Source organism: Streptomyces pristinaespiralis (assembly GCF_001278075.1).
GTDB classification, from domain to species: Bacteria; Actinomycetota; Actinomycetes; order Streptomycetales; family Streptomycetaceae; genus Streptomyces; species Streptomyces pristinaespiralis.
This window is the reverse complement of record NZ_CP011340.1, coordinates 4137636-4159268: the sequence shown is the minus strand read 5'-3', so window position 1 is coordinate 4159268 and position 21633 is coordinate 4137636. Positions and strand designations below refer to the sequence as shown.

Here is a 21633-nt window from a genome sequence, read left to right as displayed (position 1 = left end):
TCGGGTGCCGGACGGGCAGGCCCCGCCAGGGTCACCGCTGTGTCGCCGCCCCCTTCAGATACCTCTCGGCGAAGTCGATCTCCAGCCGTACCTGCTTGATCCGCTCCTCCACCACGAGCGAGCCGTGCCCCGCGTCGTACCGGTACACCTCGTGGACCGCGCCGCGCGCCGCGAGCCTGTCCACGTAGTTGTCGATCTGCCGTATCGGGCACCGCGGGTCGTTGACACCGGCCGAGATGTAGACCGGGGCACGGACCGCGTCCACGTAGGTCAGCGGAGACGAGGCCTCGTAACGCTCCGGCACCTCTTCCGGGCTGCCGCCGAACAGCGTGCGGTCCAGCGCCTTCAGGTTCTCCATCTCGTCGTGGTACGAGGTGACGAAGTCGGCGACCGGTACCGCCGCCAGGCCGACCGCCCATGCCTCCGGCTGGGTGCCGAGGCCCAGCAGCGTGAGATAGCCGCCCCACGAGCCGCCCGCCAGGACGAGCTTCGCCGGGTCGGCGAGGCCCGAGCCGACCGCCCACTCGCGGACCGCCGTGATGTCCTCCAGCTCGATCAGGCCGACGCGGTGCTTCAAGGCGTCCGTCCACTCGCGGCCGTAGCCCGTGGAGCCCCGGTAGTTCACGCGGACGACCGCGTAGCCGTGGTCGATCCAGGCGGCGGGACCCGCGGCGAAGGAGTCGCTGTCGTGCCAGGCGGGGCCGCCGTGGATCTCGAAGACGGTGGGCAGCGGTCCTTCCGCCCCGGCCGGCTTCTGCACCAGGGCGTGGATACGGCCGCCGGGGCCTTCGATCCAGACGTCCTCGACCGGCACGGAGGCGGGCGCCTTCATGCCAGGGGGGTCGAGGACCACGGCGCCGCCGGTCGAGCGGACACTCGGCGGCCGGGCCGCGGACGACCACAGATACTCCACCGTGCCGTCCGGCCGGGCCGTCGCGCCGGAGACGGAACCGGCCGGGGTCTCGATCTGCGTCAGCGCCCGCGTCGCCAGGTCGTAGCGCCACAGCTCGCCGCGTGCCTCGAAGCTGTGCGCGATCAGCAGCGCGGAACCGTCCGGATACCACTCCGCGTTCACATCGCCCGGCAGCTCGATGCCGAGCTCGGTCTCCTCACCGGAGGCGACGTCCCAGATCATGGGCTCCCACCGGCCGCGCCGCTGGTGGCCGACGAGCAGCCTGGTGTCGCCCCCGACCGGCGCGAAACCGAGCACCTCGAGGCCCAGCTCCACCGTGCCGCCGCGCGTGTCGTCCAGCTCGGCGACCGTGCTGCCGTCGAGGCGGGTCACGCGCAGCGCGGAGTGCATGGCGTCGCCGTGCTCGGTGTGTTCGATCGCGAGCAGCGAGCCGTCGTGCGAGAGGTCGCCCACCCCCGCCGACTCCCGGTGCCGGTAGATCTCGACGGGCGCCGCGCCCGCCCGTACGACATGGATCGTCGTGCCGTCCTCGTCGGTGGAGCGGCCGACGACGGCGGTGGTGCCGTCCCGGCCGATGGCGAGGCCCGCCGGGTAGGAGGGCTCCAGGCCCGGCGCGGCGGGCACGTCGTCCCCGCCGTGGAACGGCTGCCGCATCCAGACGCCGAACTCGTCGCCGTCGGTGTCGGAGAACCACCACACGGCCTCGCCGTCAGGGGTGAGTATCCCGTCCGTCGTGCCGTTGGGCCGGTCGGTGACCTGGCGCTGCTCCCCCGTCGACCGGTCCCAGGCGTACAGCTCGTACGTCCCTGTCGCGTTCGAGACGAAGAGGGAACGGTGCGGTGCGTCCTCCGCCCAGTCGGGCAGCGAGACGCGCGGCGCCCGGAACCGCTTCTCCCAGTCGGGCATGGGAGAGGTGCCGGGCATGTCGGGCGTGGTGGGTGCGTCGCTCATGCCCCCAATGAAAGCGGATTTCGTCTCCGTCCTCCGCAGCCTGTGGATAACTTCCCCCGGAGCCTTCCTCGCGGCCGCCGCAACGGTCCCCGGCAGCGGGCGGTCCCACGATCCCCGCCGGGCGGGCCATCGGACGGCGACGGCCGCAGCAGCGGCCACGCGGGCCCCGACCCGGGCCGGTCGTCGGACCGCGACGGCGGTAGCGGGTGGTCACGCGGGCCCCACCGGGGCCGGCCGCCGGCCGCCGGTCGGCGGTCGGCGACAGTCGGCTGTCGCGGTTGATCCAGGTCCGGCGGGGCCCGCCCCTGGACGGCGGTAGCGGGCGAGCGGGCGGGCCCAGTGGGCCGGACGGCGGCAGTGAGCAGCTGCGGTTGGTCCCGGTCCGGCAGGTCCGCCGGGCCGGATCGGGATGCGGCTGGTCTCGCGGGCCCAGTGGGCCGGACGGCGACAGTGAGCAGCTGCGGTTGGTCCCGGTCCGGCAGGTCCGCCGGGCCGGACCGGGATGCGGGCGGTCTCGCGGGCCCAGTGGGCCGGACGGCGACAGTGAGCAGCTGCGGTTGGTCCCGGTCCGGCAGGTCCGCCGGGCCGGACCGGGATGCGGGCGGTCACGCGAGCCCCCGCCGGGGCGGTCCGCCGGCAGCCGGCCGTCACCCAAGCGCGGCGGGCCCGCCGTCGGACACCGACGGCCGCGCCGTGGACGCCGCGTGGCGTCCCTGCGGCCGTGCCAGGACGTGGCGCGGGTCGGCGGCCCGCGTGATCGCGGACTCGACCGCCGCCACCCGGTCCGCGAGCAGCCCGAGCGCGGCGACGGCCCGTGTCAGCGGGTCGCCGTCCGGTCCGCCGAGGGCCTGGGCGCGCACGTACCGCGTCCTGATCTCCTCCCAGCGCGCCTCCTGCTCCCCGCTCAGCACCCCCCGCAGCTCCGCCAGCTTGAGCAGCGCCGCCTCGGCGCCCGTCGTCAGCGTCTGTGCCTCGCCCGTGTAGTGGTCCTCGACCACGGCCGCCAGCTCGGCGTCGTTCATCACCGGGCTGATCCGCTCCACGATCTTGTTCATGTTGCGGTAGGAGCCCTGGAGCCGGAACGGCGGTTCCGAGCGGGTCTCGTCGCTGCTCGCCGCGGAGGCGATGTACGCGGAGTTCACCGCGAGGACCGTGCGCCGGGCGGTCAGCAGATGCCGCAGGACCGCCAGGATCTGTTCCAGCTCGGCCGGGGCGTAGGAGTGGCCGAGCATGTCGGCCCGTGCGGTCGCGTCTTCGGACGCGAGCCGGACCAGCAGCTCCAGTTCGGTCCGGTCGCGGCCCGCGAGGGGCGCCAGCAGCGGGTGGGAGGTGAGCGCGTTCTCGACGAAGCTCAGGGCGAACACGTCCTCCTTGCCCGTCAGCACGTCACCCAGGTTCCACACGTCGGCACGGTTCGCGAGCATGTCCGGGATCCGGAACCGCTGCCCCGACTCGGTGTACGGATTGCCCGCCATGCACACCGCGAAGCGCTTCCCCCGCAGGTCGTAGGTGCGGGTCGCGCCCCGCCACACGCCCTCCATGCGGCGCTGCGCGTCGCACAGGGAGATGAACTTCTGCAGCAGCTCGGGCGACGTGTGCTGGATGTCGTCCAGGTACAACAGGACATTGCTCCCCGCCTCCAAGGCGAAGTTGATCTTTTGGACCTCCTGGCGGGCGGTCGCGTTCGGCGCCTCCTCGGGATCCAGCGACGTCACCGCATGGCCCAGCGCGGGGCCGTTGACCTTGACCAGGAGCAGGCCGAGCCGGTCGGCGACGTACTCCATGAGCGTCGTCTTGCCATAACCCGGCGGGGAGACCAGCAGGAGCAGCCCGTTGCTGTCGGTGCGCCGGGACTCGCCGGCCGTCCCCAGCTGCTTGGCCAGGTTGTCGCCGATCAGCGGCAGATAGACCTCGTCGATGAGACGGTTGCGCACGAACGCCGGCATCACGCGCGGCCGGTGCTCGTCGAGGCGCAGCATGTCCCGCTCGGCGGTGGCCAGGGCGGTCCTGCGCTGCTGGTATGCGCGGAACCCCGGAGCGACCTCCTCACGGAAGTGCCGGGTCCGGGACAGCAGTTCGTCGATCCGGACGGTCATCGACCGGCGCTCGATGCGGGCGTGGCCGCCGAGCAGCCCCTCGACCCGCTCGGTGAGCTGAGCCGCGCACTCGTACCGGACCAGGCCGGGGCACAGCTCGATGGCGACGGCCTCCACGAGGTCGGTGGTGTCGGCCCCCGTCGCCCCGGTGTAGGCGCCCAGCCAGTTCTCCACGACCTGACGGCGGGCCGCCAGGTCGTCGCCGAGCGCCGCCAGGTCCTCCTCGTACGCGGAAGTACCCACCGTGCGGCGGAACTTATCCAGCAGCGTGCGGGCGGACGCACTCGTCACAAACCCTTCAGGTGCGCACGTCAGCTCCTCGAAGAGGTACTCCGCGGCGAGCGCGTCCCCGATCTCCCGCGCCATCTCGGCCCGGAACGCGCCGATGGCCGGCGCCAGACCGAACGTCTCACGGGCCCGTGCCAGCGAAACCGCCCGCCGGGTCCAGGACGTGCGCACGGCCTCGTCGGTGCCGTGCGCCCAGAACAGCTGCGCCGCGGCCCGCGCCCGTGGTGGGTGGCGCAGCAGCCCGGCCCGCTCGTGGAGGCGGAGCAGCGCGCCGAGGATCAGGGCCGCGTCATGGTCGTGCACGCCCCGCTCGTAGCCCTCGTCGTAGGAGGCCTCAGCCGCCCTCCGCACGAGGTCGGAGAGGTCGGCGCCGGCCAGGGCCGCGGCGCCGTGCTCGTCGAGCAGCCGGGCGGCCAGGTGCTCGGCGCGGTACACCGACGCGTTCTCCGACGGCAGCGTCTGCTCCCAGTAGGGGCGGGTGTCCGCGAAGCCGGGAGCTGCGGCGTCGGTGACCGGCGAACGGTAGTCCGTGCCGGTGAGTGCGAACGCCAGCGCGTCGCCCTGCGGCACGAGCGTGAGCTCGAACGGCTGGGTGTTCACCGCGAACCGGTGACGGCCCAGCCGGATCGCCGACCCGCCGTCCGCGTACAGGTCCGTCCGGTCGCGCAGGGCCCGTGCCGCCTCCTGGCGCGCGGCCTTCAGCCGTCCTTCGAGCTCCTCCGCCCGTGCTCCGTCGCCCAGTTCGCGCAGCTCCTCCGCGGTGCGGCGGACCTTGGCGACCATCGGGTCGGAAGCGAAGTAGGTGTTGATCCCGTCGGTGTCACCGAGGGTGGCGAGCCGCCGGGAGATCGTCTCCAGCACCCGTTCCGCCGACCCCGCCAGCCGCTCGGCGCGCCTCGCCCGCGCGTCCTGGAGGGTCTGCCGCCGGGCCGCGAACGCCTCGTACACCTCGGTCCGCTTCGCACCCAGCTGCGCCAGGAAGTCGTCGGACTCGGCGAACCGCGACTCCAGGTTCTCCAGCCGCAGCAGCAACGCGGCGAGCTGCTCGTCGCATGCCTCCGGGTCGGAGGCGACGGCGAGCGCACCGGTCACCGCCTGCCCCAGCAGGGCCAGTTCCGCGGCGAACTCCGCCTTGCCCTCTCGGGCGAGAAGATCCCTGCGGCGACCGTCGAGCGTGGCCCGGGCCCGGTTGACACCGCCGAGCACCTCCGCGATCCGCTCCAGGACCGAGGTGCGGATGACCGCGTCGCCGATGTCCAGGCCGGCCACCACGTCGGTGACCGTACGCAGCCCTTCCGCCTGCGCGTCGAGCTTCTCCCCGACCGGTGCGGCCTCCGCGACGGTCCCGATCGCCTCCGCCTCCGCCGTCAGCCGCTCGATCTCGGCGTGGTGCTCCGCGAAGGCGTCCTCGCGCCCGAGGTACGCCACCGCCCGCTGGGCGAAGGAGGCGATGTCGGCGTCGGTGTCCGCGGCGAGGGCGTCGATCCGGTCCGTGTCGGCGTACCGCAGCTCCTTCAGCGTGATCAGCGCGCCCTGCGCCCGGCGCAGCCCGGTCAGCCCCTCGACCCATTCGCCCGCGCCGCGCGGCGTCCCGCCCCGCAGCCGGCGCACCTGGCCGGCGATCCGCGCCGCCGCCTCGTCCAGCGCACGGGCCGCCTGTGCCGTCAGGTCGCGCACGGTCTCGTACTCGGTGACGATCTGCTCGGCCGTCGCCCGCATCCCGGCGAGCGGGGCGCCGAGGTCGCCCAGCTCGGGGTCGGCCAGCCAGTGGTATGCGTCCGTGGCACGGACGCAGGCGGCGAACAGCGCCTCGTAGACGCCGGTGGTGGGACTGTCCTGGGTCTCCGTGACGGCACGTGCCAGGGACAGGCAGTCGGAGATGCCGCGCACCAGATCGGCGTTGCCGACGACGGCCAGCGGACCCTCCCCGGCGGGGCGGGCCGCGGCGTAGGTGTCGGAGACGAACGGCGACTGCCAGCGCTGGGTCGGGTGGACCCTGCCAGGCTCGTCACCGTCGGCGCGCAGCACCAGCAGCGTGCCGTCCTCGAAGACGGCGTAGCCCTGGCAGAGCAGCGGGGTGGCGACGGCCTTGCGGATCACGTTGTACGGCAGCAGCAGGCTCCGGCCCTCCACACGGGCGTGGAAGGCGAACAGCACGTCCTCGCCGTTCGGCGACCGCACCGTCCGCTCGAACTCGAGCGCGCCGATCAGCCCGGCGTCGATGTTGTCGAAGGTCCGCGCGGTCCCGCTCGCCGTCAGGTAGTAGCCGCCGGGGAAGACGATGCCCTGGTCCTCGGGGAGCCTGCGGCACGCCTGCCCGATGCCGTCCAGCCGCACCACCGTCCTGGTGACCGTGTTGTGCACGAGGTGGCGGTACGCCTCCTCCTTGTACGGGCGGATACGCAGCAGGACGAGCGGACCGACGCGGGCGTGCTCGATCTCGGCGTCCCCGAGGGACTGGAGCGGTTCGACGACCGGCTCGGCGTGGATGCCCGCGGCCGTCTCCGTGTCGTCCTCGGTCTTCACCGTCAGGAAGCCGCCGACGGTCGAGACGAACACCTCACCGCCGACGGACACGTGCGGATGGCGGCCGAGCACATGGTCGTCGCGGGTGGCGGCCGTCCACTCGAAGTCGTGGGACGGCGGGAGCACATGGTCGCGCTCGCCCCGCGCGTCGAGGAAGCGCGCGCCTCCGTCCGCTGTCAGTTCCCAGCGCAGCACCCGGATGTCGTCGGCCTTGTCCCCGGTCCGGAACACGGCCAGCAGCCGGCCGTCGAGACGGCGCAGCCGGAGGAGCCGGGCGCCCTGGTAGTAGCGGTGCAGCGCCTCGAACTCGCCGCGGAACGCGGGGTCGTCGAGGAGGCCGGGCACGGCGTCCTCCGCGAGCCGGTTCAACTCGCGGTCGTGGACGGTGAAGACGTCACCCACCGTGGTCCGGGCCCGCAGCCCGGGGGAGACGTTGTGGCCGAGGAGCAGACGGTCGCCGACGGCGACGATGTCGCGCGGGACGCTGTTGCTCTCCGTGCGGAGGTGCTCGGTGCCGGTGAGCCGTAGCTCCGTCGAACCGAAGGTCTCGACACGGCGGGCGTTGAGCTCCTCGGCCCGCCGGGCGAGCTCCGCCGCCTGCGCGCCGAGCCGGTCGCGCAGCACCTCGTACGTCCCGGAGTCCAGGCCGCCGGCGTGCGGCACTTCGGTGGTGTGCGTGGTCATGGTGGCTGTGCTCGCTTCCTGCGAGGGGCGCGCGGCCCGAGGTGCGTCTGCCGGCAGGAACGGAGAGGCGCTTCCGCCCCGTCCCTTCCCTGCTGTGGCGGGCTCCGGCCTCCCGGAGCCCATGGGGAGTCGTCGTCTCCGGCTACGGGGTCGTGCCGGCGTCCGGCCGTCCGTGGTGGGCGCATCGCGCCCACCACGGACGGCGGGACCGGGCCCGCACCCGCCCGGCGCTGCTGACCCCCGTCCGGCAGCACCGTGCGTGTGCGGGTGTTCTAGGCGGCCGGGGCCGAGCCGTTGAGCGCCGGCGCGGGGCCGTCGGCGAGCGCCCCGATCGGCGTGTCCGCCAGACCCAGTCGGTCGGCCATGTCCAGCAGCGGCTGGAGCTGCGCGCCGCCGCCCGACTTCATCATCCGCATCAGCAGCGCCGAGACCGTCAGGTTCTGTACGTCACCGGTGGACACCGAGCCGAGGACCGACGTCAGGTCGTCGGTGAAGCTCGACGTGCCGTCCAGCCACGGCTTCGCCAGCGTCTGCGCCGTCTGTGAGTTGTGCATGAACGAGTCCACGCCCTTGCCGAGCGAGATCGACGACATGAGCCGGTCGAAGAAGACGGACTCCCCGCCGACGATGCTGATGTCGGCGCTCTCCAGACCCGTGGCCAGCACCGTCGCCTGAGCCTCGGCCACCTGACGCTGAACCTCGAGCCCCGCCAGCCGGACGTCCTTCTCCGCCTCGAGGCGCAGCCGGTACTCCTCGTGCCCGCGCGACGCCTCGTCGAGGGCCGCCATCGCCGCGGCCTTCTCGGTGAGGCCCGCCGCCTCCGCCTTCAGCTTGTCGCCGATGGCCGCCGCGTCCGCCGCACCCTTCGCCCGTACGCCTTCCGCCTCCGCGAGCAGCCGGGCCTGCGCGGCGCCGGCCTCGGCACGGCCGGCCTTCTCGATCGCGTCGGCCTCCTTCTCGCGGACCTGGACGGCCGCGAGACCCGCCGCCGCGGCCTCCGCCTGGACGCCTTCTGCGAGCCGCAGCTTGGCGCGCGCGTCGAGGTCCGCGGACTTGACCCGGGCCTCCGCGAGCGTGATCTCCTCAGCCGCCCGGTGGACCGCGGCCTGCTCGGCCGCCTCCGCCGCCTTGATGTCCTTGACCAGCTTCTCCTGGGCCTGCGCCTCGGCCGCGATGATGATCGCCTGCCGCTCGCGCTCGGCCTCCTCCACCGCGCGCAGCCGCTTGATGGACTCCTCCTGCTCGGCGACCGTCCGGTCCACGGCGACCCGCTCGCGCACGACCTCCGCGATCTCCCGCTTCTCCGCCTCGACCTCCTTGTCGGCGGCGATCCTGGTCAGCGCGGTCTCACGGTCACGTGCGATGACCTCGAGCAGCCGGTCCTTCTCGATGCGCTCGCTCTCGATGGCGATCACCCGCTCGCGGTTCTTCTCCGCGACGGCCACCTCGCGCGCCTGGTTCTCACGCTGGACGCCGAGCTGCTCCTCGGTCCGCAGGAAGGCGCTCTGAGCCCGCAGCCGCTCCTCCTCCATCACCCGCGCGGTCTCGGCCTCCTCACGGGCCCGCACCGTCTCGATCTCACGGCGCTGCTTGATCTCGGCATCGGCCTGGCGGCGCTCCAGCTCGAGGATGGCCTCGCGTGCGTCGACGTTCTGCCGGGTGATCTCCTTCTCCTCCGTGCGCTGGAACTCGTTGGTGCGCACATGCTCGACGGACGTCATCTCGGTGATCTTCCGGATGCCCTGGGCGTCGAGGACGTTGGAGGGGTCGAGCTGGGAGAGCGGCGTCTGCTCCAGGTAGTCGATCGCCGCGTCCTCGAGGCTGTAGCCGTTGAGGTCGGTGCCGATGAGCTGGATGATCCGGTCCCGCAGCTCGTCCCGCTTGGTGTAGAGGTCCGTGAAGTCCATCTGCTTGCCGACGGTCTTGAGCGCCTCGGAGAACTTGGCGTTGAACAGATCCTGCAGCGTCTCCTTGTCGCTGGCCCGCGCGGTGCCGATGGCCTGGGCGACCTTGATGACGTCCTCGACGGTCTTGTTGACGCGGACGAAGAACGAGATCCGGATGTCGGCGCGGATGTTGTCCCGGCAGATGAGACCGTCGCGGCCGGTCCGGGTGATGTCGATGGTCTTCACCGAGATGTCCATGGTCTCGGCCTTGTGCAGGACCGGCAGGACGACCTGCCCGGTGAAGGTGACGTCGACCTTCCGCATCTTGGAGACGATCAGGGCCTTGCCCTGTTCGACCTTGCGGAACAGTCTCGAGACGATCAGCAGCAGACCTACGGCGATGAGCAGTACGACGGCGATGAGCACGCCGATGCCCACGGTGATGGCATCCATGAGGAATCCCTCGTGTGAGAGGTGAGGTACGTGTGGCGAGCGGGAAGGGTGCGGTCGCCCGTACGCGGGCGCGGTCGCTACGTGCGAGTGACGGGCAGTCAGGCAGCCTGTGGTCAGGCGGCGGAGGGCGAGCCGGCTCCGGGCAGTTCACCGAACTGCGGGAAGGGCGCCACCCAGAAGAACTCACCGGTCTCGTCGTACGCGTAGAGCAGCCCCGTGGAACCGGCGGCGAGAGGCCCCTCGCCCTCGGCGCCCAGCGCCCTGACCTGTACGACGGCGGTGGAGCCGTCCCGGGCCGCGACCTCCGCCTGCCCGAAGCGCGCATCCACCCGCCCCGTGCGGACGGTGCACGTCATGCCGACGAAGTCCTGCCGGGACGGCCCCCGTTCCTCGGGGAAGAGTCTGGCCAGGGTGCGCACCAGCCGCCGGGTGACCCACCAGGCGACGAGCACCGCGGCGGCGAGCACCGCGCAGGCGAGGAGGGCGTACGGGACACCGGCGAGGGGCGACCGGCGCAGCAGCACCGACCCGGTGAGGCTGGTGAACCAGGCGAACGCGATCAGTAGCGACGCGGCGACAGAGACCGGCACCCCGCCGAGGCCGGCCGCACCGATGCCCGACGGTTCGATGTCACCGTCGAACGTGCCGTGTTCCGCGACGCCGATGAGCACCAGCAGCCAGAAGAAGAGGACCACGGCGAGAGCGGCGCTGAACAGCAGAGTGGGGAAGGAGAAGGCGGCCGACAGGAACTCGTTCACCGTTTCGCCCCCGTATCCCATTGCCGAGTCACAGCACCAGGAGCATCCCGTGCTCCGGCGTGGTTCCATCCTGACAGCGGACGGCAGTTGCTCGCATTGCCGGGTTCCGGCAGTCTTTACACGTTCTTGATGCCGGACGACGGACCGCGTGACGCGGCCGGCGGCCGGATGGTTCCAGATGGTCGGTGGGGGATGCGCATGTCAGTCAAAGAGGTTCCGGAGGAGTACCTCTCGGGGTACGCGGAGATCCTGGCCGAGGTCGGCAGGACAGGACGCCGGCTGACCCGCGACGAAGTGGAGGGCCGCCGGGCGCTCGGCGAACAGGCCGCCGAGTCCGGACACGGTCTACGGGCCCTGGTCATCCGCCACTTGGCCGCCACCAGGGTGGCGTGGCCGCGGACCACCTCGCCGGAGAGCGTGCTCGCAGCGGTCGAGCAGGCCATCGACGCGTTCGCCGGCGGCTACGAGCGGGCGCAGCGGCTGGCCGTGCGCAAGGAGGAAGCCGCACGGCGGGAGTTCATCGACGACCTGCTGTACGGGCGCAGCGACCCCGGCCGGCTCGCTCAGCGCGCCGAACGCTTCGGGCTGCGGCTCGCCCACGCGCACGCCGTCGCCGTCGCCGCCGGTCCTGAGCCGTACGACGACACGCACCCGGTGACGCGGTCGGTGGAGGCGGCGCTGCTCAGCCGCTTCGGTGACCGCCGGATCCTGCTGACCACCAAGGACGGCCGCCTCATCTGTGTGGTGCCGGCCGACCAGGAGGAGGTCGTGCGCTACTTCGCCAAGCAGGCGCATGCGGCGACCGACGGCGGGCGCGCGGCCATAGGCCGTCCCCATCCGGGGGCGGGCGGCGTCGTCCGCTCGTACGAGGAAGCCCTCAACGCCCTCGACCTCGCCGACCGCATCGGCCTCGACGACCCGGTCCTGCACGCGGCGGACCTGCTGGTCTTCCCGGTCCTGGCTCGCGACCGTGAGGCCATGGCGGACCTGGTGGACAGTGCGCTCGGCCCGCTTCAGCAGGCGAGGGGCGGCGCCCAGCCGCTGCTGGACACACTGCACGCGTACTTCGACGCGGGGTGCGTCGCCGCGCAGGCGGCGAGGACGCTGCGTCTGAGCGTGCGCGCCCTGACGTACCGGCTGGAGCGGATCCACCGGCTGACCGGCTCCGACCCCACGGATCCCCAGCATCGCTACATGCTGCAGACGGCGGCGATCGGTGCCCGTCTGCTCGACTGGCCGGCGAAGGAGCTCTAGGGCCGGGCCTCGGTGTCAGCCCCTCAGGGCCTGATGCCCGGCCCCTGCGTTCCAGCCCTGCGTTCCAGCCCTGGTGTCCGGTCCGCGGTGTGCGGACCGGACACCGGAAAGACGGACCGGATCAGATGTTGACCCCGAAGTCCTGCGCGATGCCGCGCAGGCCGGAGGCGTAACCCTGGCCCACGGCACGGAACTTCCACTCCGCGCCGTTGCGGTACAGCTCGCCGAAGACCATCGCGGTCTCGGTCGAGGCGTCCTCGCTCAGGTCGTAGCGCGCCAGCTCCTTGTTGTCGGCCTGGTTGACGACGCGGATGAAGGCGTTGCGCACCTGGCCGAAGGACTGGCCGCGGCTCTCGCCCTCGTGGATCGACACCGGGAACACGATCTTGTCGACCTCTGCGGCCACACCGGCCAGGTTGACCTTGATCTGCTCGTCGTCGCCCTCGCCCTCACCGGTGAGGTTGTCACCGGTGTGCTCGACGGAGGCGTCGGGGCTCTTGAGGTTGTTGAAGAACACGAAGTGCTGGTCGGACAGGACCTTTCCGTTCGTGTCCACCAGCAGGGCGCTGGCGTCCAGGTCGAAGTCGGTCCCGGTGGTGCTGCGTACGTCCCAGCCGAGGCCCACGACGACCGCGGTCAGGCCCGGGGCCTCCTTGCTGAGCGAGACATTGCCGCCCTTGGAAAGGCTGACACCCATGGAAATCCCCTGCGCAATCCGGCGCGGGCCGCGCCACTTGACGATTCCTTTGCCCGACCGGACAACGACCGGCCCACCGCTTCGGTTCCCCCTTTCCCCGATCGGGTCAATCGGGTCCCACGACCGGGCCTGGCCGCCCTCCTCGTCGGCGAAGAAGCTGTCGCGCCGCTCGTTCCTGAAGGCGTGCGGTCAGCCGACGGGCCCGTGGAGGCAGTGGCCAGTCCCGCCGGTGACCCGTCGGTCCCGCGCACGAAGCCGTCCCGGCCCACGTGTGACCCAGCGCACGTCGCCGGAGCGATGACTCCGCCGTATGCCGCCGGTCATACGAGCGACAACACCGACCCAAGGAAGACCGGCGGCTGCGTGGCCGCCTCGCGCCGGCCCGGGCATCGGCCTCTGCTGTGACTGACCTCAGTGACGGCCCCGGCCGGCACGGGGCGAACCGCCGACGTACTGATGCTCCAGCGGGCATCATCGGCAGCAGCAAGATCCAATCCGACGAAACGGGGGCACTCATGACCAACGCAGTGAACGGTCCGGCCAGCTACTTCCCCTCCATCGAGAAGAAGTACGGCCGCCCGATCGCCGAGTGGAAGGACCTCATCCGGTCCTCCCCGCTGACCAAGCACATGGAGCTCGTCACCTGGCTGAAGACCGAACACGGCCTCGGCCACGGCCACGCCAACGCCCTCGTCGCGCACACCCTTGCGGAGGACAGCGGCAAGTGATCATGCCGACCGGGGCAACCGAGTCGTGTCGTCAGTGAGAGCCGCTCCGATCTGCTCCACGCTGTGACCCCGGGCGGCGCTGAGATCGGCACCGCGTAGGTCCGTGCCTCGAAGCCGGACACCGGAGAGCTCGGCGCCGGTGAGGTTGGCCCCCCGCAGGTTGGCTCCGCTGAGAGTTGCCTTCGTCAGAGTAGAGCCGGTGAGGTTGGCTCGTGGGAGCCAAGCGTTGTCCAAATTGATCTCCCTCAGGTCTGCTTGGCTGAGGTCGCACCCTGCCAGGCGAGCACGTTCCAGGCGGGCGTGAGAGAGGTCGGCACCGCGCAGATTTGTGCGGCGGAGGTCCAGCCGGGCTGCCTCGCTCCGCTCAGGGCGTCTGCCGAGCACGGTCAGGGCAGCCTGGATCTCTTCCGCCAGTTGCGAGGGGCCGGATCCGACCTCGCTCAGGCGGGCGTGCTGTCGGACGAACGCGGCGAGAACCGTGACAACGGTGGCGTGGTCCTTCTCCGAGTCCCGCATGATTCGTTCAAGGCTGTAAATGCCGCCGAGTCGCTGGGTCGGATGGTCATCGCTGAGCAGCTTGATCGCCTCAACGTACCGATCCGTTACCTGGCCTTCGCGGGTGAGCTCGGCCTGCTGCTGGTCGCGTGCACGCGTCTGCTGAAGCGAGTGGTGGGTGTAGTAAAGGCCCAGGCAGGCTATGACGCCGGCCCCGACCGCGACCAGAGTGGTCCGGAAGCCGGTGATGACGACACCGTCAGCGGGTCGGAGTTCACGAGTGCGTAAGTGACTCCCGTCGATCAACCACGGACCACGCCACAGCAGGAAGGTGTACCCGGCCACGACGGCGACGAGGGCGGCTATCTGGAGGATTCGTTTCATGCGGCGAATCATGTCCACCCGCCAACAGCCCGATGCGATGCAGCGCCGTTCTGCGGCCTGGTCGCGCAGTTGGTCGCGCACTACAAATCAGGGCCGGTTCCCTTTGAAGGAAACCGGCCCTGACCTGGTGTTTCAGCTGTCGGGGTGGCGGGATTTGAACCCACGACCTCTTCGTCCCGAACGAAGCGCGCTGCCAAGCTGCGCTACACCCCGATGTCGCCGGTGTCCCGGCGACATCGATTACTTTAGCCCACCCGCGGCCGGAGGCGAAATCCGGTTTCGGCGGGCCCCGGGCGGCGCGGCGCGGGGATCAGTCGCGTGGGGTCAGCGTCAGCAGGGTCGCTTCCGGCGGGCAGGCGAAGCGGACCGGGGTGTAGCGGCTCGTGCCGCAGCCCGCAGAGACGTGGAGGTAGGAGACGTTCCCCTCCGCCCGGTGCCTGGACAGGCCCTTGACCCGGTCGGTGTCCAGGTCGCAGTTGGTGACCAGGGCGCCGTAGAAGGGGATGCACAGCTGGCCGCCGTGGGTGTGGCCCGCCAGGATCAGGGGGTAGCCGTCGGCAGTGAAGGCGTCGAGAGCCCGCAGGTAAGGGGCGTGGACGACGGCCAGTGAGACGTCGGCGTCCTTCTCCGGACCGCCGAGGACCTTGTCGTAGCGGTCCCTCTTGATGTGCGGGTCGTCGAGGCCGGTGAAGGCGATCTCGTAGCCGTCGAGCTTCAGCCGGCCGCGCGTGTTCGTCAGGTCCACCCATCCCGCCGCGTCGAACGCGTCCCGCATTCCCTCCCACGGGTTGTGGACGGCGCCGACGACCGGGGCGTTGCCGTTGAGACCGTGCCGGCCCTGCGTCTTCTCGAGGAGGTAGCGGGCCGGGTTGCGGAGCCTCGGGCCGTAGTAGTCGTTGGAGCCGAAGACGTAGACGCCCGGGATCTCCATGAGCGGGCCCAGCGCGTCCAGGACCTCCGGCACGCCCTCCGGGTCGGAGAGGTTGTCGCCGGTGTTGACGACGAAGTCGGGGCGCAGCCCGGCAAGGGACTGGAGCCACGCCCGCTTCTTGCGCTGGCCGCTCACCATGTGGATGTCGGAGACCTGGAGCACGCGCAACGGCCGCATCCCGCGGGGCAGCACCGGTACCGTCACCCGTCGCAGCCGGTACGAACGGGCTTCGATGCCCGCGGCGTAGACGAGTCCGGCGGCTCCGGCCGCCGTGATTCCTGCGGTGATCTTCAGAGGGAGCCCGTAACGTGCGCGCATGGGTCCATCGTCGCAGACCCGTCAGGGGCGGGGCAGCGGCGGGACGTGCGACCTGGACGCGCTGCGGACCGGCAGCGCGATCAGCAGACCCAGCGCGATCCATACGTACGTGTTGCCGCCGAGGAAGCCGTCGATCCCGGACGAGTCCTTGCTCCACAGCCACACGACGCTGCTCGACAGGACGACCGGCAGCGCGACGGCCCAGGTCAGCAGCCTGCGCCGGTCCGGTCCTGCCGGGGCGTCCAGGGCCGCGCCTGCGAGGACCGCGAGGGCGGGCACCAGCCAGACCAGGTGGTGCACCCAGGTGACCGGGCTGATCAGGCAGGCGAGAATTCCGGTCAGCGCGACCGCGGCGGCGTGGTCCCCGGCGCCGGCCGCCCGACGGACCCGTACGAACCACACGGTGAGCAGCACGAGGACCCCGGCCGCCCAGATGCCGCGGCTCGGCTCGTACGGCTCGACGAGCCGGGCGAGCAGTCCCTGCCAGGACTGGTTGGAGACGTACGCGAGCGAGCCGACCCGGTCGGTGTCCCACAGCGCCTGGGTCCAGTAGACACGGGAGGTGTCCGGCGCGATCCATGCCGCCAGTCCGGTGGCGCCCAGCGCGACGGCGGTGGCTGTCGCGGCGGCGCGGTGGCGGCCGGTGAGCAGCAGGTGGCCGATGAACACTGCGGGGGTGAGCTTGATCGCCGCGGCGAGACCGATGCCGATGCCGGCGTAACGGGAGGCCCGGCCGTCGGCCGGCAATGCGAGGTCGACGAGGACGAGCGCCAGCAGAAGCAGGTTGACCTGACCGAAGCTGACGGTGTCGCGGACCGGTTCGAGGAGGGCGAAGGCGCAGCCGATGAGCGCCAGGGCGTACCAGGGTGTCCAGCCCCGGTTCCTGACGACCGGCCCTGCGGTCAGGCGCAGGATCACGACGGCCGCGGTGGCGTTGAGCATCAGGGTGAGGGCGATGGCGCTGTTCCAGTGGATCAGCACCATGGGCAGCATGGCCACGGCGGCGAACGGCGGGTAGGTGAAGCCGTATTGGCTGCCCGGCACCTGGTACTCGTAGAGAGCGCCGCCGCCGGCCCAGTGGTTCACGGCCCCGTAGTACACACCCAGGTCGAACCAACCACGGTGCAGCGGCACCGTCGTGAGGAACAGCAGGACGGTGGAGGCCAGCGAGACGACCAGGACGAGCCGTCCGCGGGTGGTCGTCGGCCACCGCCACGTGGTCTCCGTCGTACCCAGCTGTGTCATGCAGTACTCCCAATCGGTCGGCGGGCGACGTGATCCGCGCCCCACAGAGCTGTCACCGCGAGCAGACCGCCGCCGACGGCCAGCCCCAACTGGGCGGCGTCCGGCGCGAAACCGCTCGGCAGAACTACGAGGGCGAGGACCGCACTGACCGCGGTGGCCGCCCGGCGCAGCCGTCTGCCCGGCCCGGCGGCCGCGATCAGGAACAGTCCCCACAGCAGGTACCAGGGGCGGATCGCGGGACCGAGCACGGCAACCGCCGTCAGGCTGAGCCCGAGTGCGTGGACGGGACGCAGCAGATGGTGGCGGCGCCAGACGAGCAGTACGGCGACGGCGGTGGCGGCGAGGCCCAGCAGATGCCACACCGGGCCCGCGAAGCGGGCGAGATCCCCGTGCCCGTCTCCGGTCCGGTCGAGGAGGGCGGTGGTCATCCGGCCGAGGGTAGAGGTGAGGGACCAGTTGCCTGGGGAGACAGGAGTGTCGAGCGTCGCGAGCCACCCGTATCCCGTACCCGCGACCGCGGTGGTCACCGCCGTGGTCGCAGCGCAGACGCAGACGACGGCAGCGGTGGCCGACAGCCGCGGGGCCCGCGCCCACGCGGCCTGGCGGGCCCACAGCACCACCACGGCGACGAGACCCAGCGCCGCCGGAGCCTTCACCAGGGCCGCAAGGGTGATCAGTACGACCGCGGCCACCGGCCTGCGGCCGAGCGCCGCGACCAGGCCGACGCCCAGCAGGCCCAGCATGATCGCGTCGTTGTGCGCGCCGCCGACCAGATGAAGCAGTACCAACGGGTTGAGGACGCCGAGCCAGAGGGCCACGGACGGGTCCGTTCCGCAGTGCCGGGCCAACCGGGGCAGGCACAGCGCCATGGCCGCCACACCGAGGAGCGCGACGAGTCGCATCCCGAGCACCCCGGTGGACACCTGGTCGGCGGGGAACGCAGCCGCGCCGAGGGAGTGCGCAACCGCGGCAAGGGCGAGGAAGACGGGGCCGTACGGGGCCGGCGTGTCCCGCCACAGGGGCGCGACCTCCGCCGGGAGCGGACCGCCGAGGTGGGACGGTCCGAGGGTGTGGACATCGAGCTGTGCGTCGACCATCGCGCCCTGCGCGAGGTAGCTGTACACGTCGCGGCTGAACAGCGGCGGAGCCACCAGCAGCGGCGCCGCCCAGAGCGCCAGCGTGAGCAGCAGATCACGGCGGCCGGGTGGCCGGGGCCCACGGACCGCCGCTCCGACGAGCGCCCAGGCCGCTATCAGGACGACCAGCCCGAAATACGCGCAGACGAGCCCGAGCGCGGCCGGTCCGGAGTCCGGGGCGGGCATCTCCCGTACCGGCAGAGCGCCGGAAGTGACGCCGCCCGCCGCGAGGGCCGTCGAGCCGGTCAGCCCGAGCAGCCGGCAGAGGCGGAAGTCGACGGCGCGGCCTGGGACCCGGTCGACGACGAGACGGAGGGACGGCACCTGCGAAGGCTGTCAACGGCCGGTGCCCCGCAGGCGACGCGACGGTCGCCTGTGGGGGGCGGTCGCGTGTCCGCCGCCTGACGAGACGCGCCTTTACCGGAGCCGCGTGCGCGACAACTGTCGACGAGGCCCTGTCCACCCGGCCCGCGTGCGGCGACGGCCCGCCCCGGGCACCCCCCGCCCCTGGCACCCCCCGCTGCCGAGGGCCCCGCTCCTGGCCGCGGTCGCTGTCCCGGTACCGGTGTCCGGCTTCCGCCCCGGCCGACCGACGCCTGCCTCCATCCTGGTCTCGCGCGGCCGCAATCCGACCCGATCTCGACGCGCCGGGCGTCCCGATCTCGACGTGCTCGATGCCCCGCCCTCGCGACGCGCCCGGAGCGCCGCCGCGAAATGCGCGGGCGAGTTCCGTCGCGCACCTGACACACTTGGCCGCATGACCACGCTCAAGTCCAAGCTGCAGGAAGACCTCACCGCGGCGATCAGGGCGCGCGACGAACTGCGCTCCTCCACGCTTCGGCTGACCCTCTCCGCGATCACCAAGGAGGAGGTCTCGGGCAAGACCGCCCGTGAACTCTCCGACGACGAGGTGCAGAAGGTGATCGCCAAGGAGGCGAAGAAGCGCCGCGAGGCCGCCGATGCCTTCGCCCAGGGCGGTCGGGCCGAGCAGGCCGAGCGCGAGAAGGCGGAGGGCGTGATCCTCGACGCCTACCTTCCGCAGCAGCTGACGGACGACGAGCTGAACCAGATCGTGGCACAGGCCGTCGAGGAGGCCCGGTCCACGGGAGCCGAGGGGCCGCGCGCCATGGGCGCCGTCATGAAGATCGTGAACCCGAAGGTGGCGGGCCGCGCCGAGGGCGGGCGGGTCGCCGCCACCGTGAAGCGCCTGCTCGCCGGCTGAAAGCCTGGACCGCGGCGCACGCCGAGACGGCAGAGGCACCAGCCGTCGACAGCACGAGCGCGTCGGCCGTGACAGTTCGAGGCGCCAGGCCGTGGCAGCACGAGGTGGCGGCCAAGACGGCAGAGCGCCGGCCGTGAAACGGCAGACGTACCGCCCGCCGCGACGGCGGCAGAGCGCCGGCCGTGAAACGGCAGACGTACCGCCCGCCGCGACGGCGGTAGATCGCTCGCCGTGAACGCATGAAGAAGGGGGACCCGGTGACCGGGTCCCCCTTCTTCTCACTTCACGCGGGCGCCTACGGCCAGTTGCCCCCGCCACCGCCGCCGTTGCCCTGGCCGCGGTTGTTGCCGCCGCCGATCAGGTCCGGCGGGATGGAGATGCCGGGCCACGGCTCCTCGTCACCGGGCTTGCCGTCGTCCGGCTTGTCCCGGCCCTTGTCCTTGTCCTTGTCTTTGTCCTTCGGGACGTCCGGGATGTCCACGCGGACGAAGGGCGGAGCGGGCTCGCCGTCCAGCGCCCCCGTCATCGCGTCCTTCCAGATCGGACCCGGGACCGCGCCACCGAAGACCTTCTCGTGGTACCGGCCGCCGATGGTGATGTACTCCATCTTCACCTGCTGGCTGGCACTGCCGACCCAGACGGCACCCGACATGTTCGGGGTGTAGCCCACGAACCAGGCGTTCTTCCGGAAGTCGGTCGTACCGGTCTTGCCCGCGTTGTCGCGGCTCTGGAGGCCGGCCTGCTGACCGGTACCGGAGTCGACCACGCCGCGCAGCAGGGTGTTGATCGTGTCGGCGGTCCGCTCGGACATCGCCTTGCTGCACTCGGTCTGCGGGACCTTCAGGCTCTTGCCGTCGGCAGTCTTGATCGACTCGATGGCCGTCGGCGTGCAGTAGGTCCCGCGGTTGGCGAAGGTCGCGTAGGCGTTGGCCATCACGAGCGGCGAGATACCGGTGGACCCGAGGGTGAGCGCCGAGGGCACTTCCGGCAGCTTGGTGTTGTTGCCCTGCACCACACCCAGCTTGCCGGTCATCTCCATGATCGGGCACATGCCGATCTCGCCGATCATCTGCACGAAGTAGGTGTTGACCGACAGCGCCATCGCTTCCTTGAGCGGGTACGGCCCGACCTCGGACTCGTTCTCGTTCTCGAGCATGGTGTTGCCGGTGTTGACCCACGGCTTGCCGCTGCACGTCGACACCGACTGCGGGTACGGCATCTTGTACGGCGACGGGTAGACCTGGGTCGGCGGCTTGCCCTGCTCGAGGGCCGCGGCGGCCAGGAACGGCTTGAAGGTCGAGCCGACCGGGAAGCCGAAGTTCGAGCCGCCCATGTCGTGGTTGACCGAGTAGTTGATCTGGGTCTCGTTCTTGCCGAAGCCGTACGGCTTGGACTGGCCCATGGCGACGATCTTGCCCGTACCGGGCTGGACGAGCGTCACCGCGGCGGCGACCTTGTCCGTCTGGTAGATGTGGTCCTTCAGCGAGTTCTGCGCCGATTCCTGCGCCTTCGGGTCCAGCGTGGTCCTGATCGTCAGGCCGCCCTGGTTCCAGATCTTGAGCCGGTCCTCCCGGGTCTTGCCGAAGACCGGGTCGGTCAGGAACACCTGGCGCACGTAGTCGCAGAAGAAGCCGGCGCCGTCGACGGCGGTGATGCAGCCGTTCTTGGGCTTGCTGACCTTCAGCTCGATCGGGCTCGCCTTCGCCTTGTCCGCTTCGGCCTGGGAGATGTCCCGGACGTCGGCCATGCGCTGGAGCACGATGTTGCGGCGGTTGGTCGCCTCTTCCGAGTCGTTGACCGGGTCGAAGCGGCTGGGCGACTGGACGATGCCGGCGAGGAGCGCGGCCTCCTCCAGCTTCAGGTCCTTCGCCTTCTTGGAGAAGTAGCGCTGGGACGCGGCCTCGACGCCGTACGCCTGCTGACCGAAGAACGTGATGTTGAGGTAGTTCTCGAGGATCTTCTTCTTGCCCAGTTCCTCTTCGACCTGGATCGCGTACTTCAGCTCGCGGATCTTCCGGCCGAGGGTCTGCTGGGTGGCCTGGGCGACCTTGTCGGGGTCGTCGCCGGCCTCCTCCACGAAGACGTTCTTCACATACTGCTGGGTGAGGGTCGAGGCGCCTTCCGAGACGCCGCCCGACTGCGCGTTCTTGTTCAGTGCGCGCAGCACGCCCTTGAGGTCGATCGCGCCGTGCTCGTAGAAGCGGGCGTCCTCGATCGCGACGATCGCCTTCTGCATGTACGGGGAGATGTCCTTGATCGGCACGACCGTGCGGTCACGGGAGTAGACCGTGGCGATCTGACCGCCCTCGGAGTCGAGGATCGTGGTGCGCTGACTCAGCGGTGGGGTCTTGAGGTTGGCCGGGATGGTGTCGAACCCCTCGACCGTTCCCTTGGCCGCGAGTCCCAGTGCTCCGGCGGCGGGCAGGGCGATGCCCGCCAGCACCGCTCCGGCGAGCACGCTGACACCGAGGAACTTGGCGGCCTGCTGGGTCCCGGTCAGACCACCGCCCGAGCGCTTCTTTGGCATGAGCCCAGCCTACGTTCTCATTCGCCGGACAGGCGTAAAGGCATTGGCCTAAGCTGCTCACAACTGTCACAGCAGTGCGGTTCTGCATCAAGCACTTGACACGATTTCCGCTGTACCCGAATCCGGCGGAGTTGTGTCCGT

The 21633-nt window shown here is 71.3% G+C and carries 13 protein-coding genes and 1 tRNA gene; 3 read left to right on the top strand and 11 right to left on the bottom strand.

From position 1 onward, the window contains the following. Positions 1-31: 31 nt before the first annotated feature. From SPRI_RS17500 to SPRI_RS17485, 4 genes are all read right to left on the bottom strand, one after another. Positions 32-1864, bottom strand: a complete 1833-nt coding sequence (locus tag SPRI_RS17500; RefSeq protein ID WP_053557079.1) for a S9 family peptidase — start codon at positions 1862-1864, stop codon at positions 32-34. 647 nt (positions 1865-2511) lie between these two features. Then, on the bottom strand, positions 2512-7458 hold the full coding sequence (locus SPRI_RS17495; protein ID WP_053557078.1) for a DNA repair ATPase: 4947 nt from the start codon (positions 7456-7458) through the stop codon (positions 2512-2514). A gap of 272 nt (positions 7459-7730) precedes the next feature. Then, entirely contained in the window at positions 7731-9797 is a 2067-nt protein-coding gene (locus SPRI_RS17490; protein ID WP_005314465.1) for an SPFH domain-containing protein, read from the bottom strand. A gap of 113 nt (positions 9798-9910) precedes the next feature. Further along, positions 9911-10555: a hypothetical protein gene (locus SPRI_RS17485; protein WP_037776474.1), complete on the bottom strand. Its 645-nt coding sequence runs from the start codon at positions 10553-10555 to the stop codon at positions 9911-9913. Positions 10556-10753: 198 nt separating this feature from the next. On the opposite strand from SPRI_RS17485, the gene SPRI_RS17480 reads away from it, so the two are divergent. Further along, entirely contained in the window at positions 10754-11809 is a 1056-nt protein-coding gene (locus SPRI_RS17480) for a PucR family transcriptional regulator (RefSeq protein WP_037776472.1), read from the top strand. 121 nt (positions 11810-11930) lie between these two features. Here SPRI_RS17480 and SPRI_RS17475 read toward each other — a convergent pair whose 3' ends face one another. Then, positions 11931-12506, bottom strand: a complete 576-nt coding sequence (locus SPRI_RS17475) for a TerD family protein (RefSeq protein ID WP_005314460.1) — start codon at positions 12504-12506, stop codon at positions 11931-11933. Positions 12507-13021: 515 nt separating this feature from the next. Between SPRI_RS17475 and SPRI_RS17470 the strand changes: the two genes are divergently transcribed. After that, a complete protein-coding gene (locus SPRI_RS17470; protein WP_005314458.1) occupies positions 13022-13234 on the top strand; it encodes a DUF4287 domain-containing protein in 213 nt (70 codons plus the stop codon). Here the strand turns inward: SPRI_RS17470 and SPRI_RS17465 are convergent, their stop codons facing one another. From SPRI_RS17465 to mptB, 5 genes are all read right to left on the bottom strand, one after another. After that, positions 13235-14113 (bottom strand): pentapeptide repeat-containing protein, encoded by an 879-nt coding sequence (locus SPRI_RS17465; RefSeq protein WP_234020392.1) that lies wholly within the window; start codon positions 14111-14113, stop codon positions 13235-13237. It lies immediately after the preceding gene. Positions 14114-14252: 139 nt separating this feature from the next. Continuing rightward, positions 14253-14326, bottom strand: a tRNA-Pro gene (locus SPRI_RS17460). Between the two features lie 97 nt (positions 14327-14423). Beyond that, entirely contained in the window at positions 14424-15362 is a 939-nt protein-coding gene (locus SPRI_RS17455) for a metallophosphoesterase (RefSeq protein WP_005314450.1), read from the bottom strand. Positions 15363-15383: 21 nt separating this feature from the next. After that, positions 15384-16607 carry a glycosyltransferase 87 family protein gene (locus tag SPRI_RS17450; protein WP_078535286.1) on the bottom strand — a complete coding sequence of 408 codons (1224 nt, stop codon included), beginning with the start codon at positions 16605-16607 and terminating at the stop codon, positions 15384-15386. After that, a complete protein-coding gene (mptB, locus tag SPRI_RS17445) occupies positions 16604-18067 on the bottom strand; it encodes a polyprenol phosphomannose-dependent alpha 1,6 mannosyltransferase MptB (protein WP_005314447.1) in 1464 nt (487 codons plus the stop codon). Before mptB ends, SPRI_RS17450 begins: the two co-directional genes overlap by 4 nt. A 433-nt stretch (positions 18068-18500) precedes the next feature. Here mptB and SPRI_RS17440 point away from each other — a divergent pair, with 433 nt between their 5' ends. Beyond that, on the top strand, positions 18501-18965 hold the full coding sequence (locus SPRI_RS17440; RefSeq protein WP_005314444.1) for a GatB/YqeY domain-containing protein: 465 nt from the start codon (positions 18501-18503) through the stop codon (positions 18963-18965). 295 nt (positions 18966-19260) lie between these two features. Here the strand turns inward: SPRI_RS17440 and SPRI_RS17435 are convergent, their stop codons facing one another. After that, complete coding sequence (locus tag SPRI_RS17435; protein ID WP_005314441.1) at positions 19261-21492, bottom strand: transglycosylase domain-containing protein; 2232 nt, start codon at positions 21490-21492, stop codon at positions 19261-19263. Positions 21493-21633: the final 141 nt, after the last annotated feature.